This is a genomic window from Acinetobacter towneri (assembly GCF_017498585.1).
GTDB lineage: Bacteria > Pseudomonadota > Gammaproteobacteria > Pseudomonadales > Moraxellaceae > Acinetobacter > Acinetobacter towneri.
This window is the reverse complement of sequence record NZ_CP071766.1, coordinates 2,250,490-2,276,034: the sequence shown is the minus strand read 5'-3', so window position 1 is coordinate 2,276,034 and position 25,545 is coordinate 2,250,490. Positions and strand designations below refer to the sequence as shown.

At 42.7% G+C, this 25,545-nt stretch carries 20 protein-coding genes and 4 tRNA genes; 13 read left to right on the top strand and 11 right to left on the bottom strand.

Features of this window, described 5'->3' with window-relative positions; genetic code table 11:
- Positions 1 to 47: 47 nt before the first annotated feature.
- A complete protein-coding gene (gene pepP / locus J4G44_RS11000) occupies positions 48 to 1,382 on the top strand; it encodes a Xaa-Pro aminopeptidase (protein WP_154320488.1) in 1,335 nt (444 codons plus the stop codon).
- Positions 1,383 to 1,461: 79 nt separating this feature from the next.
- Here pepP and J4G44_RS10995 read toward each other — a convergent pair whose 3' ends face one another.
- Positions 1,462 to 1,755, bottom strand: coding sequence for a type II toxin-antitoxin system RelE family toxin (locus J4G44_RS10995; protein ID WP_004970510.1), 294 nt, complete (start codon positions 1,753 to 1,755; stop codon positions 1,462 to 1,464).
- Positions 1,745 to 1,990: a type II toxin-antitoxin system RelB/DinJ family antitoxin gene (locus J4G44_RS10990; RefSeq protein ID WP_104852301.1), complete on the bottom strand. Its 246-nt coding sequence runs from the start codon at positions 1,988 to 1,990 to the stop codon at positions 1,745 to 1,747. The genes J4G44_RS10995 and J4G44_RS10990 overlap by 11 nt, the downstream gene beginning before the upstream one ends.
- 372 nt (positions 1,991 to 2,362) lie before the next feature.
- Between J4G44_RS10990 and ubiH the strand changes: the two genes are divergently transcribed.
- From ubiH to J4G44_RS10975, 3 genes are all read left to right on the top strand, one after another.
- On the top strand, positions 2,363 to 3,571 hold the full coding sequence (gene ubiH / locus J4G44_RS10985) for a 2-octaprenyl-6-methoxyphenyl hydroxylase (RefSeq protein WP_179990342.1): 1,209 nt from the start codon (positions 2,363 to 2,365) through the stop codon (positions 3,569 to 3,571).
- Complete coding sequence (locus J4G44_RS10980; RefSeq protein WP_207973653.1) at positions 3,568 to 4,818, top strand: FAD-dependent monooxygenase; 1,251 nt, start codon at positions 3,568 to 3,570, stop codon at positions 4,816 to 4,818. The genes ubiH and J4G44_RS10980 overlap by 4 nt, the downstream gene beginning before the upstream one ends.
- Before the next feature lie 176 nt (positions 4,819 to 4,994).
- Positions 4,995 to 5,243, top strand: coding sequence for a hypothetical protein (locus J4G44_RS10975; protein ID WP_207973652.1), 249 nt, complete (start codon positions 4,995 to 4,997; stop codon positions 5,241 to 5,243).
- Positions 5,244 to 5,435: 192 nt separating this feature from the next.
- Here J4G44_RS10975 and rsmI read toward each other — a convergent pair whose 3' ends face one another.
- Positions 5,436 to 6,278: a 16S rRNA (cytidine(1402)-2'-O)-methyltransferase gene (gene rsmI / locus J4G44_RS10970; protein ID WP_179991266.1), complete on the bottom strand. Its 843-nt coding sequence runs from the start codon at positions 6,276 to 6,278 to the stop codon at positions 5,436 to 5,438.
- Between the two features lie 205 nt (positions 6,279 to 6,483).
- Here rsmI and J4G44_RS10965 point away from each other — a divergent pair, with 205 nt between their 5' ends.
- The 3 genes from J4G44_RS10965 (at position 6,484) to J4G44_RS10955 (ending at position 8,577) form a co-directional block, all read left to right on the top strand.
- Positions 6,484 to 6,912: a YraN family protein gene (locus tag J4G44_RS10965; protein WP_004972647.1), complete on the top strand. Its 429-nt coding sequence runs from the start codon at positions 6,484 to 6,486 to the stop codon at positions 6,910 to 6,912.
- Between the two features lie 110 nt (positions 6,913 to 7,022).
- Positions 7,023 to 7,700 (top strand): BON domain-containing protein, encoded by a 678-nt coding sequence (locus J4G44_RS10960; protein WP_004972649.1) that lies wholly within the window; start codon positions 7,023 to 7,025, stop codon positions 7,698 to 7,700.
- Complete coding sequence (locus J4G44_RS10955) at positions 7,690 to 8,577, top strand: alpha/beta hydrolase (RefSeq protein ID WP_096902167.1); 888 nt, start codon at positions 7,690 to 7,692, stop codon at positions 8,575 to 8,577. Before J4G44_RS10960 ends, J4G44_RS10955 begins: the two co-directional genes overlap by 11 nt.
- Before the next feature lie 94 nt (positions 8,578 to 8,671).
- Here the strand turns inward: J4G44_RS10955 and nudC are convergent, their stop codons facing one another.
- The 3 genes from nudC to dnaQ all read right to left on the bottom strand — a co-directional run bounded on the left by nudC (position 8,672) and on the right by dnaQ (position 12,722).
- The gene (nudC, locus tag J4G44_RS10950) at positions 8,672 to 9,445 is read right to left on the bottom strand and encodes an NAD(+) diphosphatase (RefSeq protein WP_096902169.1); all 774 of its coding nucleotides are present in this window, start codon (positions 9,443 to 9,445) and stop codon (positions 8,672 to 8,674) included.
- Complete coding sequence (locus J4G44_RS10945) at positions 9,445 to 11,088, bottom strand: chemotaxis protein (protein WP_096902171.1); 1,644 nt, start codon at positions 11,086 to 11,088, stop codon at positions 9,445 to 9,447. The genes nudC and J4G44_RS10945 overlap by 1 nt, the downstream gene beginning before the upstream one ends.
- Before the next feature lie 128 nt (positions 11,089 to 11,216).
- Positions 11,217 to 12,722 carry a DNA polymerase III subunit epsilon gene (gene dnaQ, locus J4G44_RS10940; protein WP_004972656.1) on the bottom strand — a complete coding sequence of 502 codons (1,506 nt, stop codon included), beginning with the start codon at positions 12,720 to 12,722 and terminating at the stop codon, positions 11,217 to 11,219.
- A 212-nt stretch (positions 12,723 to 12,934) separates the two neighbouring features.
- Here dnaQ and J4G44_RS10935 point away from each other — a divergent pair, with 212 nt between their 5' ends.
- The 6 genes from J4G44_RS10935 to J4G44_RS10910 all read left to right on the top strand — a co-directional run bounded on the left by J4G44_RS10935 (position 12,935) and on the right by J4G44_RS10910 (position 23,226).
- The gene (locus tag J4G44_RS10935) at positions 12,935 to 16,204 is read left to right on the top strand and encodes a lytic transglycosylase (RefSeq protein ID WP_004972658.1); all 3,270 of its coding nucleotides are present in this window, start codon (positions 12,935 to 12,937) and stop codon (positions 16,202 to 16,204) included.
- Between the two features lie 66 nt (positions 16,205 to 16,270).
- Positions 16,271 to 18,118, top strand: coding sequence for an extracellular solute-binding protein (locus J4G44_RS10930; protein WP_207973651.1), 1,848 nt, complete (start codon positions 16,271 to 16,273; stop codon positions 18,116 to 18,118).
- 64 nt (positions 18,119 to 18,182) lie between these two features.
- Complete coding sequence (locus J4G44_RS10925) at positions 18,183 to 19,250, top strand: microcin C ABC transporter permease YejB (RefSeq protein WP_207973650.1); 1,068 nt, start codon at positions 18,183 to 18,185, stop codon at positions 19,248 to 19,250.
- Positions 19,250 to 20,260 carry an ABC transporter permease gene (locus J4G44_RS10920; protein ID WP_207973649.1) on the top strand — a complete coding sequence of 337 codons (1,011 nt, stop codon included), beginning with the start codon at positions 19,250 to 19,252 and terminating at the stop codon, positions 20,258 to 20,260. The genes J4G44_RS10925 and J4G44_RS10920 overlap by 1 nt, the downstream gene beginning before the upstream one ends.
- Positions 20,238 to 21,839, top strand: coding sequence for an ABC transporter ATP-binding protein (locus J4G44_RS10915; protein ID WP_207973963.1), 1,602 nt, complete (start codon positions 20,238 to 20,240; stop codon positions 21,837 to 21,839). Before J4G44_RS10920 ends, J4G44_RS10915 begins: the two co-directional genes overlap by 23 nt.
- A gap of 142 nt (positions 21,840 to 21,981) precedes the next feature.
- A complete protein-coding gene (locus J4G44_RS10910; protein ID WP_207973648.1) occupies positions 21,982 to 23,226 on the top strand; it encodes an NADH:flavin oxidoreductase/NADH oxidase family protein in 1,245 nt (414 codons plus the stop codon).
- 156 nt (positions 23,227 to 23,382) lie between these two features.
- Here the strand turns inward: J4G44_RS10910 and J4G44_RS10905 are convergent.
- The 5 genes from J4G44_RS10905 to J4G44_RS10885 form a co-directional block, all read right to left on the bottom strand.
- Positions 23,383 to 23,458, bottom strand: a tRNA-Glu gene (locus J4G44_RS10905).
- A gap of 56 nt (positions 23,459 to 23,514) precedes the next feature.
- A tRNA-Glu gene (locus J4G44_RS10900) sits at positions 23,515 to 23,590 on the bottom strand.
- A gap of 56 nt (positions 23,591 to 23,646) precedes the next feature.
- A tRNA-Glu gene (locus J4G44_RS10895) sits at positions 23,647 to 23,722 on the bottom strand.
- A 25-nt stretch (positions 23,723 to 23,747) separates the two neighbouring features.
- A tRNA-Glu gene (locus J4G44_RS10890) sits at positions 23,748 to 23,823 on the bottom strand.
- 288 nt (positions 23,824 to 24,111) lie between these two features.
- Positions 24,112 to 25,530: an amino acid permease gene (locus J4G44_RS10885; protein ID WP_026438458.1), complete on the bottom strand. Its 1,419-nt coding sequence runs from the start codon at positions 25,528 to 25,530 to the stop codon at positions 24,112 to 24,114.
- Between the last annotated feature and the right edge of the window lie 15 nt (positions 25,531 to 25,545).

The window sequence follows — 25,545 nt, the reverse complement described above, 5'->3', positions numbered from 1 at the left end:
ATTACAACAATCATATTTTCATCATTTTATATATGTAGACCGTATTTATGAAAAAACTGACTCAAGTCGAATTTAAAGAACGTCGTGATCAACTTGCAGAACTGATGGGGCCCAATAGTGTCGCAATTATTGCAACCAGTCCTGTGGCAATGCGTAATCGTGATGCAGATTATAAATATCGTGCCGACAGCAGTTTTTTCTATTTAACAGGTTTTGCTGAACCTGAAGCAGTTGCGGTGATTGAAACCTATGAATCAATTGATGAAGGTTATACCTACACGTTGTTCTGCCGTGAACGTAACCGTGAAATGGAAATCTGGAATGGTTATCGCGCAGGTTTAGAAGGTGCAATTGAGCTGTTTGAGGCAGATGAGTCTTTTGCAATTGCGCAATTAGATGCAGAAATCATCGCCAAAATTGTCAATAAAGACACGTTGTACTATCGCTTGGGGCATCAGACTGAATTTGATGTACGTGTTGCGGCATGGAACCAACAAGCTGATGCACAACATCGTCAAGGCAATACTGCACCTGCCAAAATTGTTCAGTTAGATCGTTTGCTGGATGAAATGCGTTTGCATAAAACTGAGTCTGAATTGGAACTGATGCAAATTGCTTCAAATATTAGTGCAGAAGCACATACTCGTGCCATGCAAACAGTAAAAGCAGGCATGATGGAATATGAGCTAGAAGCTGAACTGAATTATATTTTTGGTAAAAATGGCTGCGTACCTGCCTATAACAGTATTGTCGGTGGTGGTGAAAATGCCTGCATTTTGCATTATGTCGAAAATGACAAAGTGCTTAAAGATGGCGATTTAGTCCTGATTGATGCAGCCTGTGAATATCAGTGCTATGCCTCAGATATTACCCGTACTTTTCCCGTGAATGGTCAATTCAGTCCAGAACAAAAAGCACTGTATAACATTGTATTGGATGCGCAAATTGCAGCAATTGAAGCTGTACAAATTGGTAACTCCTATAAAGAACCACACCATGTTGCGGTGCGTATTTTGGTGCAAGGTTTGCTTGATCTAGGCATTATGCAGGGCAATTTAGAAGAAATTATTGCTTCGGAAAGTTATCGCCAGTTTTATATGCACGGTACAGGGCATTGGTTGGGCATGGATGTGCATGATGTCGGCAGCTATAAACACGGTGAAGACTGGCGTGTTTATGAAGAAGGTATGGTGGTGACCGTTGAACCGGGTCTATACATTGCACCCGATGATGAAACGGTAGATGCTAAATGGCGTGGTATAGGTATCCGTATTGAAGATGATATTGTTGCGACTGCGAACGGGCCATTGAATCTGACTTCAAAAGTGGTGAAAACCGTAGAAGAGATTGAAGCATTGATGGCAAAAGCTAAATCTGCTTAATTGGGTCTAATCAAAGCTGGTCAAGTGATCAGCTTTTTTATTAGAAAGCGCGTGTAAATTTTGAGTATGTAAATAATTTTTAGTCTTTGATCCGCTTTTTTGCTTCATCATAAACAATGTTATCAGCACGCTTTCCAACGGTAATGAGCAAAATAACGACCTGATCATCTTTGACCTGATAAATAAGTCGGACACCCGCTTTTAATAATTTGATTTTATAGCAGCCAGCAAGATCACCTTTAAGCATGTTCTTTGGAATATGTGGCTGCTCAATGACTTTGGCTAATTTTTTCTTGAATTGGTCGCGGATAGCACTCGGAAGCTTTTCCCATTCTGCAGTGAAGTCCTTGTGACGTAAAAGATTATAAGTCATCTAATGTGACTTCCTCGAACATCTCTTTAGGATCATTCATGCGTTTACGGACAAGTGCCAATAGTTCAGCATCTTCTTCTGAAAGCAACGCTTTGTGTACTGGAAGCTTTCCAGTCGTTGCCACATATTCAAGAATATTGGTAAAGAAATCGGTAGGTGAGATACCTTGTTCTTTAAGGATTGAATAAGATTTTTCTTTAAGGGCTTCATCGACCCTGAAATTAACAGTAGCCATCACTTCTCTCAGTTATTGAATGTATGGAAATATTGTAATGCAATATGCATTACAAAGATAGTTTGTATAATAACCATTATGTGAGATCATTTTTATCGTTGAGCTTATTCTAAAATCAATCATCAGCCATCAATAATACTAAGTATTGAATTTATCTTCTCTTGTGTCATACATGGCTCGGAGCAAGAAGATGAGGGACTAATAATTATAGTTTGAATTGGACATTTGCAAGAAGTCTAATCATCTTCCATAGCTTCAACACTAATTCATTATAAAAATAAATGACTTTGCGGTAAGATAAAATCCATTACAGATTATACGTATTTCGATTGAATCTTTTGAAGTCGAATACCTCATAAAAAGGATCAAGGCATGCAACAAGAAGTGATCATTGTAGGCGGTGGTATGGTCGGGCTAAGCTTAGCCTTGATGTTGGCTAAGTCAAACATTGCAGTAAAGTTGCTAGAAGCGATTCAATACCCCAATTATGATGATGCTAACCTTGCGCCGTATCATTCCAGTTTTGATGCACGTAACAGTGCCTTGTCGCGTCGCAGCGTACAAATTTACCAAGAGCTAGGTTTATGGGATGCCTTGCAAGAACATGCTACGCCTATTTTAGAAGTTCAAATTACCGAACAAGGTAGTTTTGGCAAGGCACGTTTATTGGCCGAACAAGAAAAAGTCGAAAGCTTTGGTCAGGTGATTGAAAATGCATGGTTAGGTCGGGTGTTACTGACCGAAGTGCGTAAACAACCTTTGATTGAATTGATTGATGGTGTGCAGGTCACCAGTCTTAAACAAGATACAGATTTTGCCTATATTGAAGCCGTACGTGGTCAGGAACAATTACAGCTTGCTGCCAAACTACTGATTGCTGCCGATGGTCGTGATTCTTTCTGCCGTAAAGCCTTGGGCATTGGTGCATCGGAACATGATTATGACCAAGTAGCGATTGTGACCACAGTGCAAACCTCCAAGCCGCATGCGCATGTGGGTTTTGAGCGTTTTAGTCACTTAGGGCCTTTGGCGTTGCTGCCCCTGCCAGGTGAATATCGCCGTTCCGTGGTGTGGCCTGTGCCAAAAGGGACAGAACATGAATGGATGGGCGATGAAAATGATCAACACTTTTTAAATGCCTTGCAACAAGCCTATGGTGATCGTGCAGGGAAGTTTGAAAAAACAGGACGTCGTTTTAGTTTTCCATTGTCACAAGTTCTGGCAGAAAAACAGGCGGTTGGTCGCGTTGTACTGATGGGTAATGCAGCGCATACCATTCACCCAGTCGCAGGGCAGGGCTTTAACTTGTGTATGCGAGATGCTTACGTATTATTGCGTTATCTCACCGAACAGGCGGCACAGTCAGCAGATTTAGGCGATGCTGCAATGCTGCGTGACTATGAACAATCGCGTTTGAAAGATCAACAGCGAGTCATTAAATTCTGTGACAGCGTGGTACGTGGATTTAGCAATCAAAACCCAATCCTGAAATTTATGCGTAATACAGGCTTAGTCGCGTTTGATACCATTCCAGGCATTAAACCTTTGGTCGCCAATTATGCCATGGGGTTAAAAGCATGATCACAGCAAATCAACAAACGCAAGTGTTAGATGTCGTCATTATTGGTGGCGGCTTGGTGGGAGGCTTAACTGCACTTTTATTGGCACAAGGGGGTGTGCAGGCTACAGTTTTAGATGCCGCACCTATTTTAGATGCAGAGAAAACCCTTGCAGTTGCCAATCCGCGTGTATTGGCTTTAAGTCAGGCCACCATCCACCTGTTAAAAACAGTCAATGTCTGGTCTAAACTGGCGCGACATATGCCGTATAGCGGCATGCAGGTTTGGAATAAAAATGGCTATGGCGAAATTAACTTTGGGTCAAGTAACGAACGTACACCCGCTATTGAGCAGGCTCTGGGTTCAATGGTCGAGCCAAGCATTTTAAATCTAGCGATTCAGCAGCAAATGTTGCAACAAGTGCAAGATTATCGAACGCAAGTCAAAGTGACCCGTTTAGAGCGTGGTGTTGGCGTTTGGCACATTTATTTGGCCGATGGTACACAATTACAGACTAAGCTAGTCATTGGCGCAGATGGTGCTAACTCCTTTGTGCGCGAACAAGCCTTTATTGATTTTGATGTGTTGGATTATCGTCAGGCAGGTCTAACCTGTGCAATTCGTACTGCGCAGCCGCATCAGCATGTTGCACGTCAAATTTTCTTAGAAACTGGTCCTTTGGCCTATTTACCGATGGCAAGTTTACACGCCGAGCAGGAAGGGCATTGGCAGTCGATTGTTTGGACTTTGCCTGATGACTATGCCGAAGAATATGCCAAACTGAATGATGACGACTTTACCCAACTTTTGACTCGTGAAAGTCATCACATGCTTGGGGAAGTCTTAGAGGCAACCCCACGTGCTATTTTCCCACTGAAAGCACGTGCAGCGCAGCGTTATGTGCAAGATGGTTTGGCACTTATTGGTGATGCCGCGCATGTAATTCATCCGCTTGCAGGGCAGGGCGTGAATATTGGTTGTCTGGATGCAGCCGTACTGTGCGATGTGTTGTTGCATGATTTCAAACGTGGTGTTTGGGCGCATGAGCAAACTTTAAAGCGTTACGAGCATCGTCGTAAAGGACAAAATGATGCCATGATGCATAGTATGTCTGCGATTGGCTGGATGGAAACCACCACTTTATTCCCTGTGATGTGGGCACGTAACTTTGGTTTAAAACAGGTGGAGCAGCTGCCTGCGTTAAAAGATGCCTTTATGTCACAAGCCAGTGGATTAAGCCTGCTTAAAGACACACGCTACGCGGTTTAAAGCAAAACAGTCGTTTTTTGTACGGTCATACATACCTGATTACGAATTTGGTTAAAAAAGATACGTTTTTTTTAATCTAGACTCTATGCGAAAGGCCAAGAGATTGCTAAATTTCATCGTAATTCATAACCAGTTTTCACTTGGACTAAATTGAAGTCATTTGTGGGGAGATTAAGATGACGGACATGAACGATTACGATGATGTAGAAGATTCAACTGTAGACGAAGATGAAGCGAAAGCGGCTGAAAAAGGTGCAGCAGAATCAGAAGAAGGTGCTGTAGATGGTGATCTTGCAGAAGCAGAAACTCTCACTGTAACTGCCAAACTAAAACAGCGTCTGGCATTGGAAGATGAAGTGGCTGCATTCTTGGCGCGTGGCGGAAAAATTACCGAAGTGCCACCAGATGAGTCTGCGCGCGACTAATCTGTTGAACGTGCTTGCTGAACTTGTTGATTGAATTTATTCGTTGAACTGTTGAGTGAGTTAGGGCGGGATGCTTACTATGCAGGCTGCTCTAATGCTTATACCTTCAACATAAAAAAGCATCACCTTGTATAAAGGGTGATGCTTTTTTTTATGCGCGATGATCGTCATCACTGTTATTGCTCAATCGGCTTATTCAGCTGCTTGGCTTAATTCCAACGCACGTTGATAGGCAATTTTCTTTTTAATCCCTGTTAGATCAGCCGCCAATTGTGATGCTGCTTTTACCGATAAATCTTGCAACAAACGCTGCAATAATTGATCTAATTTTTCTTGTTCCATGTCTTTTTCTTCGCTCGCTCCCCCCACCACCAATACAATTTCACCTTTTTGTTGATGATGATCTGCTGCGATAAATTCAGCCAATTCACCTAAAGTCATTTTTTTAATTGTTTCAAAGGTTTTGGTGATTTCACGGGCAAAGCCAACAGGGCGATCTGCACCAAACACGGCAGCCATATCTTTGACTGAATCTAAAATTCGATGTGGTGCTTCATAAAAAATCAGGGTTTGGGTTTCATCTTTTAGCTTTTCAAGTTGTTGTAATCGCTGTGACTGTTTAGAAGCGAGAAATCCCTGAAAACTAAAGCGATCACTTGGTAAGCCAACCGCACTGAGCGCTGCAATGGCTGCACATGCACCCGGCACAGGAATCACACGAATACCATTGGCTTGTGCTGCACGAACCAGTTTAAAACCTGGGTCGCTAATCAGTGGTGTACCTGCATCGCTAATGAGCGCAATATCTTCGCCATTGAGTAATTTTTGGACTAAAATATCAATCTTGTTGCTTTCGTTGTGTTCATGGCAGGCTGTAAGCGGAGTTGAAATATTAAAATGTTTCATTAATTGTGCAGAGGTGCGGGTATCTTCAGCGGCAATTAGGCTGACCGATTTGAGCACATCAATTGAACGGTAGCTCATATCATCTAAGTGACCAATTGGGGTAGCAACAACAAATAACTGGGCACTCATTGAGTTTTCTCCGTGGGAAATAGCAAACTAAAATAAAAATGATGGAACACGAAACAACAGCAGTATTGGCTTGCGTCTGATACAAGTTACAGACCAAGCGCTTATTCTACCTGAATTGCAGTCTGGCGTGTGAAACTCGCGTCATCGCACTTCAGCGAATACTACGATTGCGCACCATAACAAAATAAAAAAAATCGGATATAGCATGAATCAAAAAACACTGCAGCAAAGCATTGGCACATGGGCAGAGCAGACGGCTTGGCAATATTTACATCAACACGGTTGGCGTATGCTGGAGCAGAATTATCACAGTGTTTTTGGTGAAATAGATGGTATTTTTATTCAAGCAGAACAACTGATTTTTGTAGAAGTTAAAGCGCGTTCGCAAACTGGCTATGGCAAAGCCTACGAAGTGGTGTCTGCATCTAAGCAGCGTAAAATTATGAAAACCGCCATGCAGTTTTTAACAGAATATCCACACTATTCAGAATATTATTGTCGTTTTGATGTGATTTGCTTTGATTTTTCTCAGCAATTTGCAAAAACAGTACAGCAAGACTTTTCCAAATTCCCGTATGATTTGCAATGGATTGAAAATGCTTTTACTTTTGATGCAGACTTGATTAATCTTTGAGTGAAATTTAAAGCAAAAGCATCAGTCGGTGTATTGTTGATCGTGCAAATCTAAGGATGAAATGCACAGCACAAGCCAGAATTGAAAGAAAATAATAGGAGTCTTGCTGAGTGTTCAAGCGTATTGCAGTGACCTTGCTGTGTGTAGCAAGTTTATCGGGTTGTGCAAGTTTTATTTCAAGTGGCACAGGCACTGCGCCAGTGGGTACAGAAAGTGGTGCACGCTCACTTGGGCAAGTGTTTATAGATAACTCTATTGAACGTACTGCAAAAATTAATTTATATAAACTGGATTCACGTTTTAAACAATCACGTGTCAATATAGAAAGTTTTCATGGCAATGTGTTGTTGACAGGGCAAGTGCCTGACGCGCATTTAAAACAGTTGGCAGAAGACAATGTGCGTGCCATGAGTGATGTAAAAACCATCCACAATTATATTACAGTGGGTAATCAAATCAGCTATAGCACCATTATGCAGGACACCACGGTTACTGCAAATACCCGTGGTTTGATTATGAAAGCACCTGTGGTGTCAGACAGCAAAGTGCGTATTCATACCGAAGATGGTGTGTTGTATGTGATGGGACGTTTAAACAATGCAGAATTGCAGGATTTAAACCAAGTGCTACAACAAGTGGGCAATGTCACTAAAATTATTACCCTGATTGATAATATTGAGCTACAACCGAGCAACAATGCGAACTTTGTCAGCCCAATGGTTGCTCCAGAAACACAAACGCCAGTCGCGATTGACCCAGATCAGGTTGAACCGACACATGTTCAATAATGTGGAACACTGGTTTAAACAACTGAATAAAACTTTAGAACAGGCGAAACGTATTTATGAAGAATTTCGCCTGTATGATTTGGGCAGCTATGCGCTGAACCGTTTAACGCCACGTCAGGGTTATACCGTTCAAAGCAATATTGCTTATGGTTTACGCGCACGGCATCGTTTGGATTTGTACCGCACCATAACACCACGCCCGCAGCGTCCACTCATGGTGTTTGTGCATGGTGGGGCATGGTCACGTGGCGATAAGCAGGATTATCGTTTTGTGGGCGAAGCTTTTGCAAAAGAAGGCTTTGATGTTGCGGTGATGAACTATCAACTCGCGCCACAGCATATTTTTCCCACCTATATTGATGATTTAACTCTTGCACTGAATTACTTGACTCAGCAGCAACACAAACTGGGTATTTCTACGGCACAGGTGGTATTGATGGGACATTCGGCTGGGGCATTTAATGTGATGTCCTTGTTGTACCATCCCCAGCCCTATGCTTTAAGCTGTAAAGATCACATTCGTGCGATTATTGGTTTGGCAGGGCCTTATCATTTTGATTATAAGGATGATCCGCTATGTGCCGATGCCTTTGATCAAGAGGTGCCGTATCAGGATGTGATGCCGTATTATTTTGTGGAGCCGAATTCAGTCAAACACTATTTATTGGTGGCAGAAAAAGATCAAATTGTGGGGGCAAGTAATGCCACAGACTTCGACCACGTATTAAAGAAATATGGCAATCATAGTGAAATTATTGTCATTCCAAAAACAGGGCATGTCAGTGTTATGGCATCGGTGTCGAGTTTGTTTAGTCGTTTCTTTGCGACCAAACGCCAAATTATGCGTGCTTTAGATCAGGCACTTAAAGATGCGTGATGTTGATTGATCTTCTGTGGAAAATGGTAATTAAAAAAACCGTTGCAGCTTATGGGGTGCAACGGTTTTTTAAATGCAAGATTGCGAATTAGACTTATAGCCAAGCTTTGGTGTCATCTGCCACAGGCGTGCCTTGGGTCACATGCATAATCATGGCATGGGCGATACTGCCTTTAAATGGAATATCAGGCAGTTGATCAAACTTAAAGAACTGTGCATCACGAATTTCTTCTTCCTGTAACTGAATTTCACCGCCTGCATATTCAGCTTTAAAGGCGATCATTAAGTTACTTGGAAAAGGCCACGGCTGGCTGGCAAGATACTGAATATTTTTAAGTTGTACGCCAACTTCTTCAAAAGTTTCACGACGTACTGCTTCTTCGAGTGTTTCACCCACTTCAACAAAGCCTGCGATTAAACCGTAAATGGGCAGTTTATTGCGTGCATTACGCGCCAATAAGACTTCATCTTCACCACGAGTAATCACGGTAATGACACATGGATTTACGCGCGGATATTGGTGATAGCCACAAGCTGGGCAGACCATGGCATATTGAGTCGCATGGACTTCGGTTTTATGACCGCAATGGCTGCAGAATTTGTGGTTGCGACGCCATTCGAGTAACTGAATAGCACGGCTGGCTTGTTCAAACTGTTGGGTGTTCCAGACTTGTAAAAGTTGTCGGATAGGCACCAGTTGAAAGCCTTCAGGAATGGATTCATCTTCAAGCAGATCTCGGGCAATCACTTGATCACCCGAGCTAAAACTTAAATCACTTGCCAACTTTTCCACACGTGGTAATTGGAAGTTTTCATCGACCAAAAGTTGTTGTTGCTGAAAAATATATGCAAGTGAGAGTTCAGTCATTAGGCTACAGTTTTCAATTTTTCACTACTGTCCAATGCTACCTTAAACATGCTTTGTAGAACAGGTTGTTTGTTCTTTAAATTGTCAATCAGCATGTCTGCACTGGCAAGCGTATCTAAGATATTGTTGACTTGTTCAGCAGTTAAGTTTTGTCCTGCTTCGACTTGTGCATGCACAAAATCTGCAGATACTTTCAGTGCTTTTTGACCACTTTCAGCATTCAAGAACAACATTGCCCCTGCAACTTCACGAATTTGCGCTGAAGTATGCTCTAAATCTGCAACACTTTGAGTTTGTAGGTGCTGTGTCAGTGTTTGCGTGATTAAGTCAATCAGTAACTTGGTTTCAGTCAGCAAGGCTTCGTGTGCTTCATCTAAACGATCTAGCGAAATGTTCATGTTATTCACACGTAACTGCAAACGGCTAGAGGTGTGGTGACGTTCAAGCACACCGATTGAGTTCATGGCCGATAAAATCACGTTCATTAATTGCTGGGCAAAGTTTTCATCTTTGAGTAATTCAGGACGGCTTAATGATTCAGCTTGGCGTTGTAAGTCCAAATGCGCTTCATTTAAGTTCAAGACTTTAAACAAGTTTGCTAACTCTGTTAATTTGCCTTGTAATTCCAGCGTTTTTTCAGGACTCATGTTTTGATAGTTGTATTCAATATCATTGCGAATTTGTGTCATTTCTGTGGTGACCAAATCGCTAATTGTATGCATGGTGTCAAAATCTGGACCATATAAATGACGGCTGAATACTTGGAGCTGCATGTCGGTGAGTAAGTCTTCACCAATATTCATTTGACTGCGAATATGTTGAGAAATTTCATCTTCTTGACTAATACACAGGCTCAACACATTCGCAAGATCAGACAAGCTGGCGGTAAAGCTTTCTGGCGTAGCAAAGTATTGACGCATATTGTGCTCAATACTAATAAAAGTACGCAAACGTGGCTCATTCAACAACAAGTTATCAATATGGTTAAAGGCAACGTGTACTAAGCCCCAATATTGCTGACTCGGATGTTGTTCTGCCAAACCTGCCAAATACGTTCCTACCAGTTTAATCGCTTGAAGATCCATGGCAGATTCTTCTTGCTTGAGCAGCTTATGTAATGACAGTTTATATAAGCGATGCACATAAGCCGACTTTTCTAAAGAAGGCACTTGCGGCAATTGGAAACTTGGAGTGATGCAGTCCAATAAAGTTTCAATATGCTGACCTTCCTGAGTCAATGGTTTACCCAATGCCAATTCTAAACGGTTTAAAGTGTCGAGTAGGAATTGTGGAATTTTAACTTCACGTAGGCAAATAAACTCAATATAACGCTTGAGCATGGTGGTGCCTTCGCTAAGTGCAATGACTTCCAGCGTGTTGATATTGCTTGGATTCCCCATAATTTTACGCATCAGCTCTGCTGAGTATTGCGCAATTTTTGCCAAGCTTTCCATATCAATTAAGGCTAAAACCTGAGCACACTGTTCAAACTGATTCAGTGCATCATCAATCCCAAAAGGCAAAGTTTGATCTTCTGCTAAGGTGCTTACTGCGGATTCAACCAGTTTGATAGAATTATCAACCTCATTTTTTATTATCAGTAAGGCAGTTGGATCAAAATGTATAGAGGTTTGGTAAGACATGGATCTGCACCTTTCCTAGTGTTTTATCTGTTTGTTGGTTCTTTGCAAAATACACAAAGTCCTATTTGCTTTAACTATAACTGAACTGGCAAATCTTTAAATACATAAAATTACAAAACTCGTAGATTTTATTTGGCAAAAAAGCAAGGTTTACCGTGTTTTTCTTCAAATTGTTTGACCCAATTCTCATGTGCAGCCAATTCTTCTTCTGATGGCAGAATCACAGCAAGATCAATATCAATGCTTAAACGATCACTTTGACGTTGCTGTTCTTCGCTTGCAGACAGAGCATCCATATCAAAGGCGACTTGTCCGCCAGTCATTGCCAAGTAAACATCGGCTAGAATTTCAGCATCTAGTAATGCGCCGTGGAACGTACGGTCACGCGCAGGAATTTCATAGCGTCTGACGAGCGCATCGAGTGAGTTTTTTTGCCCAGGATGCTTACTTTTTGCCATGAGCAGTGAGTCGGTCACTTCGCATACTTCGGACAAATTGCCCAACCCCGCACGACTGAACTCCATATCTAAGAAGTTCATATCGAAGGTGGCGTTGTGCGCAATAATTTCTGCACCTTTAAGATATTGATACAGCACATCGGCAATTTCGGCAAACTTGGGTTTGTCTTTTAAGAACTCATCTGAAATACCGTGAATGTTTTCTGATTCACCGACCAGTTTTTCAGGCTGAATATAAATGTGGATGGAACTGCCCGTGAGTTTACGGTTAATCATTTCCAGCGCACCGACTTCAATAATTCGGTCACCATCTTGATAGTAAAAACCTGTGGTTTCGGTATCCAGAATCAGTTGGCGCGGGCCGTGTAGCTCCATTGTGGCAGGGGTGACCACAATATGCGGATGCAATTGAGTTGTGTTCACTGCGTCAACGCGAGCTGATGGATTGGTTTTTTCTGTTTCAGTTTCATCTGTAATGGTTGATTCAGTTGCAGGCACGTTGGTTTCTGCTTCAATGACATGAACAGATGCGCTGATTTCGAGTTCCGTGTCGGTTGCCTGATGAGCTTCCTGAAGCGTATTTTGCATATCTTCTGTTTCAACCTCGGCATCATCGCCCATTAAATCAAAACCAAACGGGTCATCGAGCAACCAGTCAGATTCCGCTTTTTTTTTATCATGTTCTGCTATGTCTACTGCCGATGTGATTAAGGTTGCATTGAGGGTTGGGTTTGAGTCTGCGGTTTTTAACATTTTGCTGACTTGATCTGCACCCACATTGGCGAGTTGATCTGCCATTTCATTACCTGCATGTCCTGCGTGACCTTTAATCCAGTGCCATTCAATTTCACGACCTTGACAGACCGCATCTAATTTTTGCCAAAGGTCAGGGTTTTTGACATCTTTCCAGTTTTTCTTTTTCCAGCCGTGAATCCACTCGGTAATGCCTTGTTTGACGTAATTGGAGTCAGTCCAAATAATCAGCTTGGCATCCATTGGGCAAAATAAAATGCCTTCAATCGCTGCAGTCAATTCCATACGGTTATTGGTGGTTTGAGCTTCGCCACCATATAATTTATGTTCTTCTTGTTCGGTAACAATATACGCACCCCAGCCACCCAAGCCAGGATTACCACGACAAGCACCATCAACATATAAAGTGATTGTTTGAGACATAAATCAGATCCGCAGGTTGTGCAAAATAAATCAAAATGAAAAGCTATTGTATATCGCAAATTCGGTTTAGACGTGTAAATCCTGTCTATTTTTTAATTTCTTGTAACATTTATAGACGAAACGCGCTAAATTAATGCCTTGTGTCGTTGTCTAGCTCTACTACAATGGCAAGTCTAAAAAATAATTTATATACGAGTTGTTTGGATTTTTTTATGTATAAACCAACCACGCGCATGTGGCAGCCGACTTTACCTTCATTTTTAAAAATTACAGTTTTAGGTTCAGCATTGGCTGCCCTTGGCTTGATGACGGGCTGTAGCTCGACGCAGGGTGCGAGCAAGCCACTCACTTCAAGTCAGGTCGGTTCGGGTTATTTAGATGCCAGTACTTTAGATGGTCTGGAAGATTTACTCTCTGCAACCGATATGCGCGCGGTAGAAGGTGACCGTTTATTAATTTTAAAACACGGTGATGTCTGGAAGCGTATGACCGTTGGTTTCAAAATGGATTTAAACCATTGGAACCCACGTATTGAAGCGCAGCGAGGCTGGTTTATTTCACGTCAACCGTATTTGGATCGTTTAAGTGCGCGTGCGTCACGTTATTTGTATCACACGGTTAAAGAAGCTGAACGTCGTGGTATGCCAACTGAATTGGCGTTGTTACCTGTGATTGAAAGTTCCTATGACCCTGCAGCAACCAGTAGCGCAGCTGCCGCAGGTTTATGGCAGTTCATTCCAAGTACAGGGCGTATTTACGGCTTAAAACAAACTTCGATGTACGATGGTCGCCGAGATGTCGTGGAGTCGACTCGTGCTGCCTATGAGTTTTTGGGCAGTTTGTATAATCAGTTTGGTTCTTGGGAATTGGCATTGGCGGCTTATAACGCAGGCCCGGGTCGTATTCAACAAGCCATTAACCGCAATAAAGCTGCAGGTTTACCAACCGATTATTGGTCTTTAAAACTGCCGCAAGAAACCATGAACTATGTGCCGCGTTTCTTGGCGGTAGCACAAATTATTAAAAGCCCGCATGCTTATGGCGTGTCTTTACCCCCAATTGCCAACCGTCCACACTTCCGTGAAATTAATGTAGGCGCGGTGAATTTAAATGATGTGGCCAATATTACCGGTCTCAGCCGTGCCGAACTGTATTCGCTTAACCCTGGACATCGTGGGGATCGGATTGACACCCAAAGTCCAATGCGTATTTTGATTCCTGCAGATTTAAGCCCAACAGTCGATGCACGATTGAAAAAACTACAAGGTGGTGGCGGTTTATGGGCAAGCAATAGCAGCAACACACCATCGTTTTCATCTTCTGGTGTGACCATTACACCATCTAAATCTGAGCCACCTGCGTTAACGACCAGTACAACAACCAGAACGACTACAGGCAAGCCTGCTGCCTCTACGGCAGTCACAACTACCACTACACCAAGCACAGCATCGACTACAGCCAGTGTTTCAAAACCAGCAACGACTACGCCTACACGTTTGTCACGTACGCCACAAGGTTCGGACGCTTTGGCAGCATTTGCTGCGGGTAGCGATATTCCAAGTGCGCCGCGTATTCCTGTTGCTGTTACACCTGCTGCCAATATTCAGCCTGTGCGGATTGAACCACCAATTTCCAATACTGAGCGTGAGCAAATTCTTGCAGCAGTGCAGGCAGAAGGTAGCAATAAAACTGTAGAAGAAGTGTTGCAGCCTGTGGCTTCTAAAGCAGAACAAGAACAACTTGTGGCTGAGTTAAAACAAATTGCGCCTCAAGGCACTGAAATTGTTGATCCATACGATGGAAAAATTAAGCTGACCGCTATTCAGACCAGTCTGTCTGTTGCAGAGCAGCAAGGTAAAGAATTAACCAAAGGTTTTGCTTACCCGAAAAGTGTGGCAGAAAATACGCGCCTAGATTCAGAAGAAGCAAAGCGTAACCAAGGTAAGAATTATGTGCGTACGGAGTCTGAAGTGGTGGTCGTACCACCAAAAGGCAAACGTACCACGTACACCGTGTTAGCGGGGGACACCTTGGCCAGTATTGCCATGAAAAATGGCTTGAACTGGCGTGATATTGCCAAGTGGAACCAAATTGCTCCAGATGCAACTTTGTATGTGGGCACCAGTATTTATTTATACGACGCCAAGCCACAAGTACAGGCAGAGCCTGCTAAGCCAAAAACCATGCCTGAGCAATACGTGGTGCAAGCCAATGATACCTTAACAGGTGTCGCCAGTCAGTTTGGTTTAACTGTAAAACAATTGGCAGATTTTAATAACTTAAGCACCACCAGTGGCTTATTTGTAGGGCAGCGTCTAAGTTTAAAAGAAACGGCTGCATCTAAAGCCAAAGCAGAAGCCGACAAAAAAGCCGCAGAACAGGCTGCAAAAATCGCAACCAAAACTTACGTAGTGAAGCGTGGCGAATACTTAAAACTGATTGCAGACCGTTATGCCTTGTCAAATCAGGAATTGGCTGATTTAACTCCAGGTTTAAACGCGAACAGTAGCTTATTGGTTGGGCAACGCATTAATGTGCCTGTAAATGAAGTGACTGCACAAAAAACGGAAGCGAGCAAAGCTGAAGCCAGTAAGTCAGAAACAAAAGCAGCAGAGCCAAACTATCCGACTGAAAACTACCAAGTACAGCGTGGTGATACTTTATCGAGCATTGCCAACCAAGCCAAAATTTCTTTGGCAGAGCTCGCCAGTTTAAATAATATAAGCACGCAAAGCGGTGTGCGCATTGGTCAAACCCTCAAAGTGCCTGCAGGTGTCAATGTGCCTGAGCGTTATACGGTACAACGTGGCGATACCTTATCGGCGATTTCGACAAAATATAATCTCAGCCAAGACTATATTGCAGACTTAAACAATCTAAGCCGTAACAGTGGTTTAAGAGCAGGACAAATTCTTAAACTCACGGGGGATGTTCCTGAGAAAAAAGCCCAAGTTGAAGCGGTGGCTGAAACCACCAATGATATTCACGTGGTCAAAGCAGGGGAAACTTTAAGCAGTATTGCGCGCCAATATAAATTGCAATTGAATTATTTGGCAGAGCTGAATGATCTTTCACGTACTGCCAATGTCCGCATTGGACAACGCTTAAAAGTCGATGCCAGCGCTGCAAAAAATGAAGTAAAAACAGAGGTCGTAAGTGCTGCGAAAAGCAGCAGTAGTAAAGCCACCGAAACTTATACCGTTAAAAGTGGTGAGTCTTTAAATTCGATTGCCAGCCGTGTGGGTGTGTCGGTTGCAGAATTGGCGAGTTTAAATAACTTAACGCCACGTTCAGGTTTACGCATTGGACAAAATATTCAAGTTCCCAAAACCGTAACTGAATATAAAGTGAAACGTGGGGATACGCTGATTGGCTTATCCAGTCGTTATGGCATCGACACCAAAGCATTGGCAGATTTAAATGATATGCAGCCAAATACTCAATTGCGTATTGGCGATGTGATTAAAGTCCCGAATCTGTAAAGTTTAATCCTGAGGATGTCATGTTTTGACGGCATCCTCAGGAATACTGCACAAGGAGCTGTGTGCATGTCATTTGCCATAAAAAAGACACATCAATATCTGGGCTGTATTTTAGGTTGTGTGGTCTTGCCGCAGTTTGGATGGGCTGCGTTACAAACCACGCCCTATATTGCCGTACATAGCCAGCCTCAGTATGTGGGGCGCTCGGCTATGCCTTATGCCAACCCGCAAGCGCCCAAAGGTGGCGATTTAATTCGTGCCAGTAATGGCACTTTTGATAATTTAAATGACATGAATGGCAAGGGCAGCTCAACCGATGGGGTGAGTTTTATATTCGATTCACTCATGAGCAGTTCTTTAGATGAGCCGGGGGTGATGTATCCCTTATTGGCAGAAAAAGTCAGCTATGACCCCAAGCAAACTGCATTTGTCATTTTTCATTTAAATCCTAAAGCTAAATTTAGTGATGGCAGCCCAGTTACAGCAGATGATGTGAAATTCAGTTTTGATGCTTTTCAGACCAAGTCTAATCCAGGTTTGCAAATGTATTTATCCGATTTAGATAAAACCGCGGTCTTGTCTAAGCATCAGGTTAAAGTCAGTTTTAAATCCACTAACAATGCAGAAATGCCGCTGATTTTGTCGCAAATGCCAATCTATTCTAAAAAAGACTGGCAAAAGCGTGACTTTACCCGCATCACACTAGAACCGATTTTAGGTTCAGGGCCGTATCTTATTGAGCGGATTGATGCAGGGCGCAGCATTACTTATAAGCGTAATCCAAATTATTGGGGCAAAGATTTACCCGTAAATAAAGGGCGCTATAATTTTGACCGCCTGAAGTATGTTTATTATCGCAATCTGGATATTGCCTTCGAAGGGTTTAAGTCGGGGCAATACACGTTGCATGAAGAATATACCGCACGAAAATGGGTCACTGAATATCGTTTTCCTGCTGTGAATGCGGGCATGGTGGTCAAGCATAAATTTCAGCACCAAAACCCAATTCCGACCCAAAGTTTTGTTTTTAATACCCGCAGACATGCGTTTCAGGATATTCGTTTTAGGCAGGCTTTAACCTACGCTTATGATTTTGAATGGCAAAACAAAGCCTTGTTTTATGGGCAATATCGCCGTTTGCAAAGTTATTTTTCTAACAGTGAATTAGAAGCCAAAGGCACACCTTCAGCCGCAGAATTGGCTGTTTTAAAACCCTATTTGGCCAAGCTGCATCCTATTCAACGCCAAGGCGTATTGCAAAATTGGCAGTATCCTGTGACTGATGCCAGTGGCTTTAACCGTAACGGCTTGCTTAAAGCCCGTGAATTGCTTTTGAAAGCGGGTTATCGTTTTCAGCAAGGTAAATTGATAGATGCCAAAGGCAAAGCCATTCAAATTGAATTTTTAATCCATCAGGATGGTTTGCAACGCACACTCATGCCTTTTGTGCGCAATATGAAACGTCTGGGCATTACGGTAAATATTCGGCATGTCGATGTGCCGCAATATATTGAACGCATGCGTCGTGCCGATTTTGATATGACCACCAGTGTCATGCCGCAATCTTTAAGTCCGGGCAATGAACAGGCACAGCTTTGGAGTAGTGCTGCCGCAGATCAACCAGGAAACTACAATTATGCAGGCATTAAAAACCCAGTGATTGATGAAGTGGTACAACAGTTGATTCGTGCACCTAATCGTGAACAATTGATTGTGCGTACCAAAGTTTTGGATCGTTTATTGCGCGCAGGGTATTATCAAATTCCAACCTATGGCAAAGGTGAAAACTGGTATGCCTATTGGAATATGTATCGTCAGCCCGCTACCAAACCTAAATTATCGGCAGGAATTGATTATTGGTGGAGCGATGCGGCACAAGCCAAGAAAGTTGCGCATTATTTACGTCAAAAATAACGATTTTAAAACTCAAGCATGACAGTGTTTGCGATAAACCAGAACATTGCCAAAAGGTAAGCACATGGGCACATACATACTCAAAAGATTGCTCCTGATTATTCCAACCCTGTTTTTCATTTTATTGATTAACTTTGTGGTGATTCAAATTGCACCAGGCGGGCCAGTCGAACAAGCAATTCAGCAAGCCGAAGCTTTTCAGGGCATGGGGACGACAGGCGGTGAAACTGCTGCAACATCCAATAGCAATTATCAAGGTGCTAAAGGTTTAAGTGATGAAATGGTCGCAAAAATCGAAGCACAATATGGATTTGATAAACCCGCACATGAACGTTTTTGGAAAATGCTCACGAGCTATGTGCAGCTTGATTTTGGCACCAGTTTTTTTAAAGACAAACCTGTGACCCAATTGTTATGGGAAAAATTGCCCGTATCGCTATCTTTAGGTTTATGGAGCACCTTGCTGATTTATTTAATTTCTATTCCATTGGGTATTAAAAAAGCCCGTCAGCATGGTTTGTTGTTTGATAAATCGACTTCTATTTTGTTGGCGATTGGCTATGCCATTCCTGCGTTTGCATTTGCGATTTTGCTGATTGTATTTTTTGCAGGTGGTTCGTATTTCCAGTGGTTCCCATTACAAGGCTTGGTTTCTGAAAATTTTACTCAGCTGAGTTTGTGGGGAAAAATTACCGATTATTTCTGGCACATGACCTTGCCCTTACTGGCAATGGTGATCGGTGGGTTTGCAGGGCTGACGTATCTGACCAAATACTCTTTTATGGAAGAGTTAAATAAACAATATGTACTGGCAGCTCGCTCCAAAGGCTTAACCGAGTCACGTGTGTTGTATGGGCATGTGTTTCGTAATGCCATGCTAATTGTGATTGCAGGCTTACCTGAAGCTTTGGTGGGGATTTTCTTTGTGGGCAATCTGTTTATCGAAATTATTTTTAATTTGGATGGATTAGGTTTGCTTGGCTTTGAAGCAATTGTGCAGCGTGATTATCCTGTTATTTTTGGTACCTTGTTTATTTTTACCCTTTTGGGTTTAATTTTAAGATTAATCAGTGATGTGCTGTATCAGGTGATTGACCCTCGAATTAACTTTGAATCGCGGGGGACAAAATAATGTCACCAATTACGCGCGCACGTTTGCAACGTTTTAAGCAAAATAAACTGGGTTTTGGCTGTTTTATCGTCTTTATTGTCATTTTTGTATTGTCCTTGGCCGCAGAGTTAATCGCCAACGATAAGCCGTTATTGGTCAAATACGAGCAGTCTTTATATATGCCTGTGTTTAAGGCCTATCCTGAAACGACTTTTGGTGGTGTGTTTGAAACCGAAGCGGATTATAAAGACCCCGTGGTGCAACAGTTAATTACTAATAAAGGTTGGGCGCTTTGGCCGCTGATAGAATTTTCTTACCAAACGCCGAATTTGGATTTGGCTGTGCCTGTACCATCGCCACTAACCGCACAAAACTGGCTAGGCACAGATGATCAAGGTCGTGATGTTTTGGCACGCATTCTATATGGTTTGCGGGTGTCACTGCTGTTTGGGTTTGCACTGACTTTTGCATCGGCAGTTTTGGGCATTATGGTTGGGGCGATTCAGGGCTACTATGGAGGCTGGATTGATCTGATTGGGCAGCGTGTTTTAGAGGTCTGGGGCGGTCTGCCAATGCTGTTCATGGTGATGATCTTAGTCAGTATGTTTACTCCAAGTGTGTACTGGTTATTTGTGATTATGCTGCTGTTTGGTTGGACCAGTTTGGTTGGCTTGGTGCGTGCAGAATTTTTACGTGCTCGAAATTTTGATTATGTGCGTGCAGCGCGGAGTTTGGGGGTTACCGATCGTACCATTATGTTTCGGCATATTTTACCCAATGCCATGAGTTCGAGTTTGTCGCAGTTACCGTTTATGCTCACAGCCAATATCACTGCTTTAACTGCACTCGATTTTTTAGGTTATGGCTTACCGCCCGATGCGGCATCTTTGGGCGAGCTGTTATTACAAGGTAAAAATAATTTAAATGCACCGTGGTTGGCATTGTCAGGCTTTTTTACTTTAGCCATCGTTCTATCCTTATTAATTTATATTGGGGAGGCAACACGTGATGCATTTGACCCAAGACGTTAATCAGTCGGCTGAACTTTCAAATTCAGTGTTGCTCAAAGTTAGTCAGCTAAATATTCAGCATCAGCAACAGGTGTTACTGCATGATTTAAATTTTGAATTGCATGCTGGTGAAACCATCGCTTTAGTGGGCGAAAGTGGCTCTGGAAAATCCATTAGCAGTTTGGCTTTACTGGGCTTGCTGCCGCCACATTTACAGGTGCAAGGCCAAGCTATATTCGCAGAACAAGATTTACTGCATCTCAAGCCAGAACAACTGCGACAAGTTCGTGGTCAAAGCATTGCCATGATTTTTCAGGAACCGATGACGGCTTTAAATCCGTTGCATCGGGTAGAAAAGATTATAGGTGAAAGTTTATGGTTGCGTGGTTGGAGCAAGGAAAAAGCACGTGCGCGAGTATTGGAATTACTTAAAGATGTCGGTATTCCGCAGCCAGAGGAGAAATTAAAGCGTTATCCGCATGAATTGTCGGGTGGGCAGCGGCAGCGAGTGATGATTGCTATGGCTTTGGCACTCGATCCCGATATTTTAATTGCTGATGAACCAACTACGGCTTTAGATGTGACTTTGCAGGCGCAGATTTTGGATTTATTAAAAAGCCTGCAAGTGCGTCGTAATATGGCCATGATTTTGATCAGCCACGATTTGAATTTAGTCAAACACTATGCAGATCGGGTAATTGTAATGAATCAGGGGCGGGTCGAAGAACAGGGCAGTGTGGCAGATATTTTTAATAGACCGCAGCAAGCCTATACCCAAAACTTGTTGAATCATGATTTTGGTGAAGCTTTGCAGGTTGATGAGTTGCCGACCATTTTGGAGTTGGAGCAGGTTGCTGTGAAATTCCCGATTAAACAAGGCTTGCTGAATCGGGTTAAAGATTATGTGGTTGCGGTTGAGCCGTTAAGCTTGCAACTTCCGCAAGGTCAATCTATTGGTATTGTCGGTGAAAGTGGTTCGGGTAAAAGTTCATTGGCACTTGCAATTGCACGATTGATTGAAAGTGAGGGAAAAATTGAACTACTTGGGCAAGATCTGAATCAACTGAATGAACGCCAATTGCGTCCCTTACGTCAGCAGTTTCAAATTGTATTTCAAGACCCGTTTAGCAGCTTAAATCCACGTTTAAATGTGGAGCAAACCATTGGTGAGGGTTTGGCATTGCAACAATTGTCCAAGCCTGAAATCATCCAGCGCATTGATGAAGCTCTAAGCAAAGTGGAATTGCCTGTGAGTTTTAAACAACGCTATCCGCATGAATTGTCGGGTGGGCAACGTCAACGGATTGCATTAGCACGCGCGTTGGTGCTGCGTCCTAAACTGTTAATTATGGATGAGCCGACTTCTGCCTTAGACCGTACCACGCAACGTGCTGTCGTGCAGCTGTTACGCCGTTTGCAGCAGCAAGAACAGATGAGCTATTTGTTTATTAGCCACGATTTGCAAGTGGTGAAAGCACTGTGTCAAAAAGTGTTGGTGCTGCATCAAGCGAAAGTCATGGAATTTCAAGATACTGTACAGTTATTTAGCCATCCGCAAACAGAATATACCCGTCAATTGATTGCTGCCAGTGAGTATTAAACCTTCAATATTTTTAAACAGCTATTTCGGCTGGCTGACTTGTTTTACCATTTTGACAATAAGATTTGTCAAAATGGCATTGACCTGTTCCGAAAAATCTTTAGAGTAAAAAAGACCAATAAAACACAATACGGAACAGTGTATGAGCCATCTTGCCGAAACAATTCAGATTCGTAATACCATGTTTAAAAATCGCATCATTAAAGGCGCGATGAGTGAGGCGCTTGCCAACACGGCAGGGCAGCCGAATAGCCTGCATTTAGGTCTATATGAAGCATGGGCAAAAGGTGGTTTGGGCTGTGCCATCACTGGCAACGTAATGGTCGATTTACGTGCCAAAAATGAACCGGGTGTTGTGGGAATTGAATCAGACCGAGATATAGAAAAGCTCAAACAGTGGGCAGAAGTTGGTAAACGTTATGGCATGGTGCAATTGGTACAGTTGTCACATCCTGGGCGGCAATGTCCGAAAGGTTTGAATAAAGAAACGGTTGCACCTTCGGCTGTGCCTTTTAGTCCAAGTTTAGCTTTGAGTTTTGGTACACCACGTGAACTACATGAAGATGAAATCCTCGATATTATTCAGCGTTTTGCCAAAGCTGCACAGATTTGTGAGCAAGCGGGCTTTGAAGGGATTCAACTGCATGGTGCGCATGGCTATTTGATCAGCCAGTTTTTATCGCCACTGACCAATAAACGCCAAGACCAATGGGGCGGCAATATTGAAAACCGTATGCGCTTTTTGGTGCAAATTTATCAAGCGGTACGTGCAGCGACCTCAGACAATTTTATTGTATCAGTCAAACTAAACTCTGCAGATTTTCAACGTGGCGGCATCACTGAAGAAGAAGTGATTAGCGTGTTTAAAGCCATGGATGAAGCAGGTATAGATATGATTGAAATTTCAGGTGGTACTTATGAAGCACCCGCGATGGCAGGCTCTAAAGCTGATAAACGTAAACCAAGTACCATTGCCCGTGAAGCCTATTTTTTATCTTTTGCGGAATTGATTCGCAGTCAGGTGAAATGCCACTTAATGGTGACAGGTGGTTTTAGAACGGTAGTTGCCATGAATGCTGCTTTGGACAGTGGTGCATGTGACTTTATTGGGATCGCCCGACCATTTGCGGTAGAAACCGATTTAGCCAACCGTTTGTTGGCGGGTCAAGATGTACGTTACGGGGTCGATAAAATTAAAACTGGTATCCCGATGATTGATAAAATGGCAATTATGGAAATTATTTGGTATGCCGCGCAGTTCAAAGCAATTGCACAAGGCAAGCGTCCAAACCCGAAACTCTCGCCTTTAAAAGTCTTTTTCAAATATTTAAAAGGCAATTTAACTGCGGTGATTAAAGGACAGGTCAACTCACGTAAATCAGCTTGATTCGTATTTTTCAAACCTCAGTGGACGGATTCAAAGCTTAAACTATGGTTTTTGAATCAGTCCGCACAGATTGAAATATAAAACTAATGCGTTAGATAGCAAAAAGCCCAAGTCATATTGATTGGGCTTTTTGTTGAGATGTAAACATCTCGAATATGGCGTCCCTACGGGGATTCGAACCCCGGTTACCGCCGTGAAAGGGCGATGTCCTAGGCCTCTAGACGATAGGGACAAATAGAAGTTTATATTTTTAAACCATGTAACAACCAATGCAGTTGTTGAGAATATTGGCGTCCCTACGGGGATTCGAACCCCGGTTACCGCCGTGAAAGGGCGATGTCCTAGGCCTCTAGACGATAGGGACAAATAGAAGTTTATATTTTTAAACCATGTAACAACCAATGCAGTTGTTGAGAATATTGGCGTCCCTACGGGGATTCGAACCCCGGTTACCGCCGTGAAAGGGCGATGTCCTAGGCCTCTAGACGATAGGGACTTAAAAAAATATCTACTTCTGAAATTGGCGTCCCTACGGGGATTCGAACCCCGGTTACCGCCGTGAAAGGGCGATGTCCTAGGCCTCTAGACGATAGGGACGTTTCAGAGGTGGGCGTATAATAGGGCGTATAAGGGGGGGTGTCAAACGCTTTTCTGCAATAATTCTGAAAAAAATGTTCAACTGAATAAAATTAAAACTATTCTGCTGTCGTGATACGTTTGAAGCGGTAAAAATCATGCTTTTCAAGTTATTTTTAAATGGACACATTTATTAGAGCAGCATGATTTTCTTTGTATTTTGCAGTATTCATTGCTAATCAACACAACTCAAAAAACAAGGCAATCCGAAGATCGCCCCTATTGTTTTACATCATCGCTAAAAAAGCATTATGATTTTTTGTGATAAATCATGTAATAACTGAGATAGCACAACACAATAAAAATCATACAGCCAATAAAACCTGCCAGCATTTCAGGGTCAAACACCATACTTAAGCAAGTAATAAAACAGAACACAAAACCTAAAATAGGCACTATTGGAAATAGCGGTGCAGCAAAACCTAAGTCCTGCACGGTTTTACCTTGTTTATACCATTGGCGACGGAAGTTAAACTGGCTTAAACAAATGCTCATCCAGACCACGACCATGGTAAATGCAGCCACACCCAAGAGGTTTTTAAAGATGGTTTCAGGCGCAAATTGTTCAGACAATAAACCTGGCATTGCACCGAGCATGGTGACCATGACTGCAATATAAGGAATACCACGCGCATTCACCTTAGAAAAAATCTGTGGTAATTGCTTTTGGTGTGAGAGCGACCACATCATTCGTGAAGCTGCAAATAAACCTGAGTTCGCTGCAGAGAGTAACGCTGTGATAATCACAAAACGAATAATATCTTCCGCATAAGGAATACCAATCTGATTAAACACCGTTACAAAAGGACTGCTGCTTACACCTTCTGCAGCCAAACCTGCAGCCTGATGTGGTAGCAAGGCACTAATCACCACAATGGTACCTACAAAGAAAATCAACAGACGGAAAATTGCGGTATTGATTGCTTTAGGCACGTTTTTGGCAGGGTCTTTGGTTTCACCTGCTGCAACACCAATCAACTCTGTACCTGAAAAGGCGAAATTAACAATTAACATGGTTGCAAAAATAGGGAATAGCCCTTCAGGAAACCAACCTTGTGCGGTTAAATTGCTAAATAAAGGTGCAGAGGTATAACCTTGATAAGACACAGCACCTAAAATTGCCATTAAACCCAAAACGATAAAGGCAATGACAGTCACGACTTTGACCAAAGATAGCCAAAACTCAGATTCTGCAAACAAGCGCGTGGAAATCATATTCAAACCAAATACAACGCCACCAAAAATCAGTGTCCAAATCCACATGGAAATATGCGGGAACCATTCCTGCATTAGCAACGCAGCGGCGGTAAATTCTGTGCCTAAAGTGACCGACCACGTGAGCCAATATAACCAAGTGATGGTATAGCCCGTGCCAGGTCCAATATATTGTTTGGCGTATGCCCCAAATGAACCTGAAACAGGCATGTGTACGGCAAGCTCGCCCAAACACAGCATCACCATATAGGCAATTAAACCACCAAAAATATAAGCGATGATGGCGCCAACGGGGCCTGTTTGTGCAATGACTTCACCTGAGCCTAAAAATAGACCTGTGCCAATAGCACCGCCCAGTGAAATCATAACCAAATGTCGAGTGCTCATCGCACGTTTTAAAGGCATAGTATTGCCTTGATGCACAGCATCATTTTGATGATTCGATGACGGCATAAGTGATAGGAGAAA

Bases quoted from the DNA above. Each gene is read 5' to 3' on its own strand.
- J4G44_RS10990 (WP_104852301.1), bottom strand. From the start codon at position 1,990: ATGGCTACTGTTAATTTCAGGGTCGATGAAGCCCTTAAAGAAAAATCT.
- J4G44_RS10955 (WP_096902167.1), top strand. From the start codon at position 7,690: ATGTTCAATAATGTGGAACACTGGTTTAAACAACTGAATAAAACTTTA.
- J4G44_RS10910 (WP_207973648.1), top strand. From the start codon at position 21,982: ATGAGCCATCTTGCCGAAACAATTCAGATTCGTAATACCATGTTTAAA.
- J4G44_RS10935 (WP_004972658.1), top strand. From the start codon at position 12,935: ATGTATAAACCAACCACGCGCATGTGGCAGCCGACTTTACCTTCATTT.
- pepP (WP_154320488.1), top strand. From the start codon at position 48: ATGAAAAAACTGACTCAAGTCGAATTTAAAGAACGTCGTGATCAACTT.
- J4G44_RS10980 (WP_207973653.1), top strand. From the start codon at position 3,568: ATGATCACAGCAAATCAACAAACGCAAGTGTTAGATGTCGTCATTATT.
- J4G44_RS10885 (WP_026438458.1), bottom strand. From the start codon at position 25,530: ATGCCGTCATCGAATCATCAAAATGATGCTGTGCATCAAGGCAATACT.
- J4G44_RS10915 (WP_207973963.1), top strand. From the start codon at position 20,238: ATGCATTTGACCCAAGACGTTAATCAGTCGGCTGAACTTTCAAATTCA.
- J4G44_RS10920 (WP_207973649.1), top strand. From the start codon at position 19,250: ATGTCACCAATTACGCGCGCACGTTTGCAACGTTTTAAGCAAAATAAA.
- J4G44_RS10975 (WP_207973652.1), top strand. From the start codon at position 4,995: ATGACGGACATGAACGATTACGATGATGTAGAAGATTCAACTGTAGAC.
- nudC (WP_096902169.1), bottom strand. From the start codon at position 9,445: ATGACTGAACTCTCACTTGCATATATTTTTCAGCAACAACAACTTTTG.
- J4G44_RS10995 (WP_004970510.1), bottom strand. From the start codon at position 1,755: ATGACTTATAATCTTTTACGTCACAAGGACTTCACTGCAGAATGGGAA.
- dnaQ (WP_004972656.1), bottom strand. From the start codon at position 12,722: ATGTCTCAAACAATCACTTTATATGTTGATGGTGCTTGTCGTGGTAAT.
- J4G44_RS10965 (WP_004972647.1), top strand. From the start codon at position 6,484: ATGAATCAAAAAACACTGCAGCAAAGCATTGGCACATGGGCAGAGCAG.
- ubiH (WP_179990342.1), top strand. From the start codon at position 2,363: ATGCAACAAGAAGTGATCATTGTAGGCGGTGGTATGGTCGGGCTAAGC.
- J4G44_RS10930 (WP_207973651.1), top strand. From the start codon at position 16,271: ATGTCATTTGCCATAAAAAAGACACATCAATATCTGGGCTGTATTTTA.
- rsmI (WP_179991266.1), bottom strand. From the start codon at position 6,278: ATGAGTGCCCAGTTATTTGTTGTTGCTACCCCAATTGGTCACTTAGAT.
- J4G44_RS10925 (WP_207973650.1), top strand. From the start codon at position 18,183: ATGGGCACATACATACTCAAAAGATTGCTCCTGATTATTCCAACCCTG.
- J4G44_RS10945 (WP_096902171.1), bottom strand. From the start codon at position 11,088: ATGTCTTACCAAACCTCTATACATTTTGATCCAACTGCCTTACTGATA.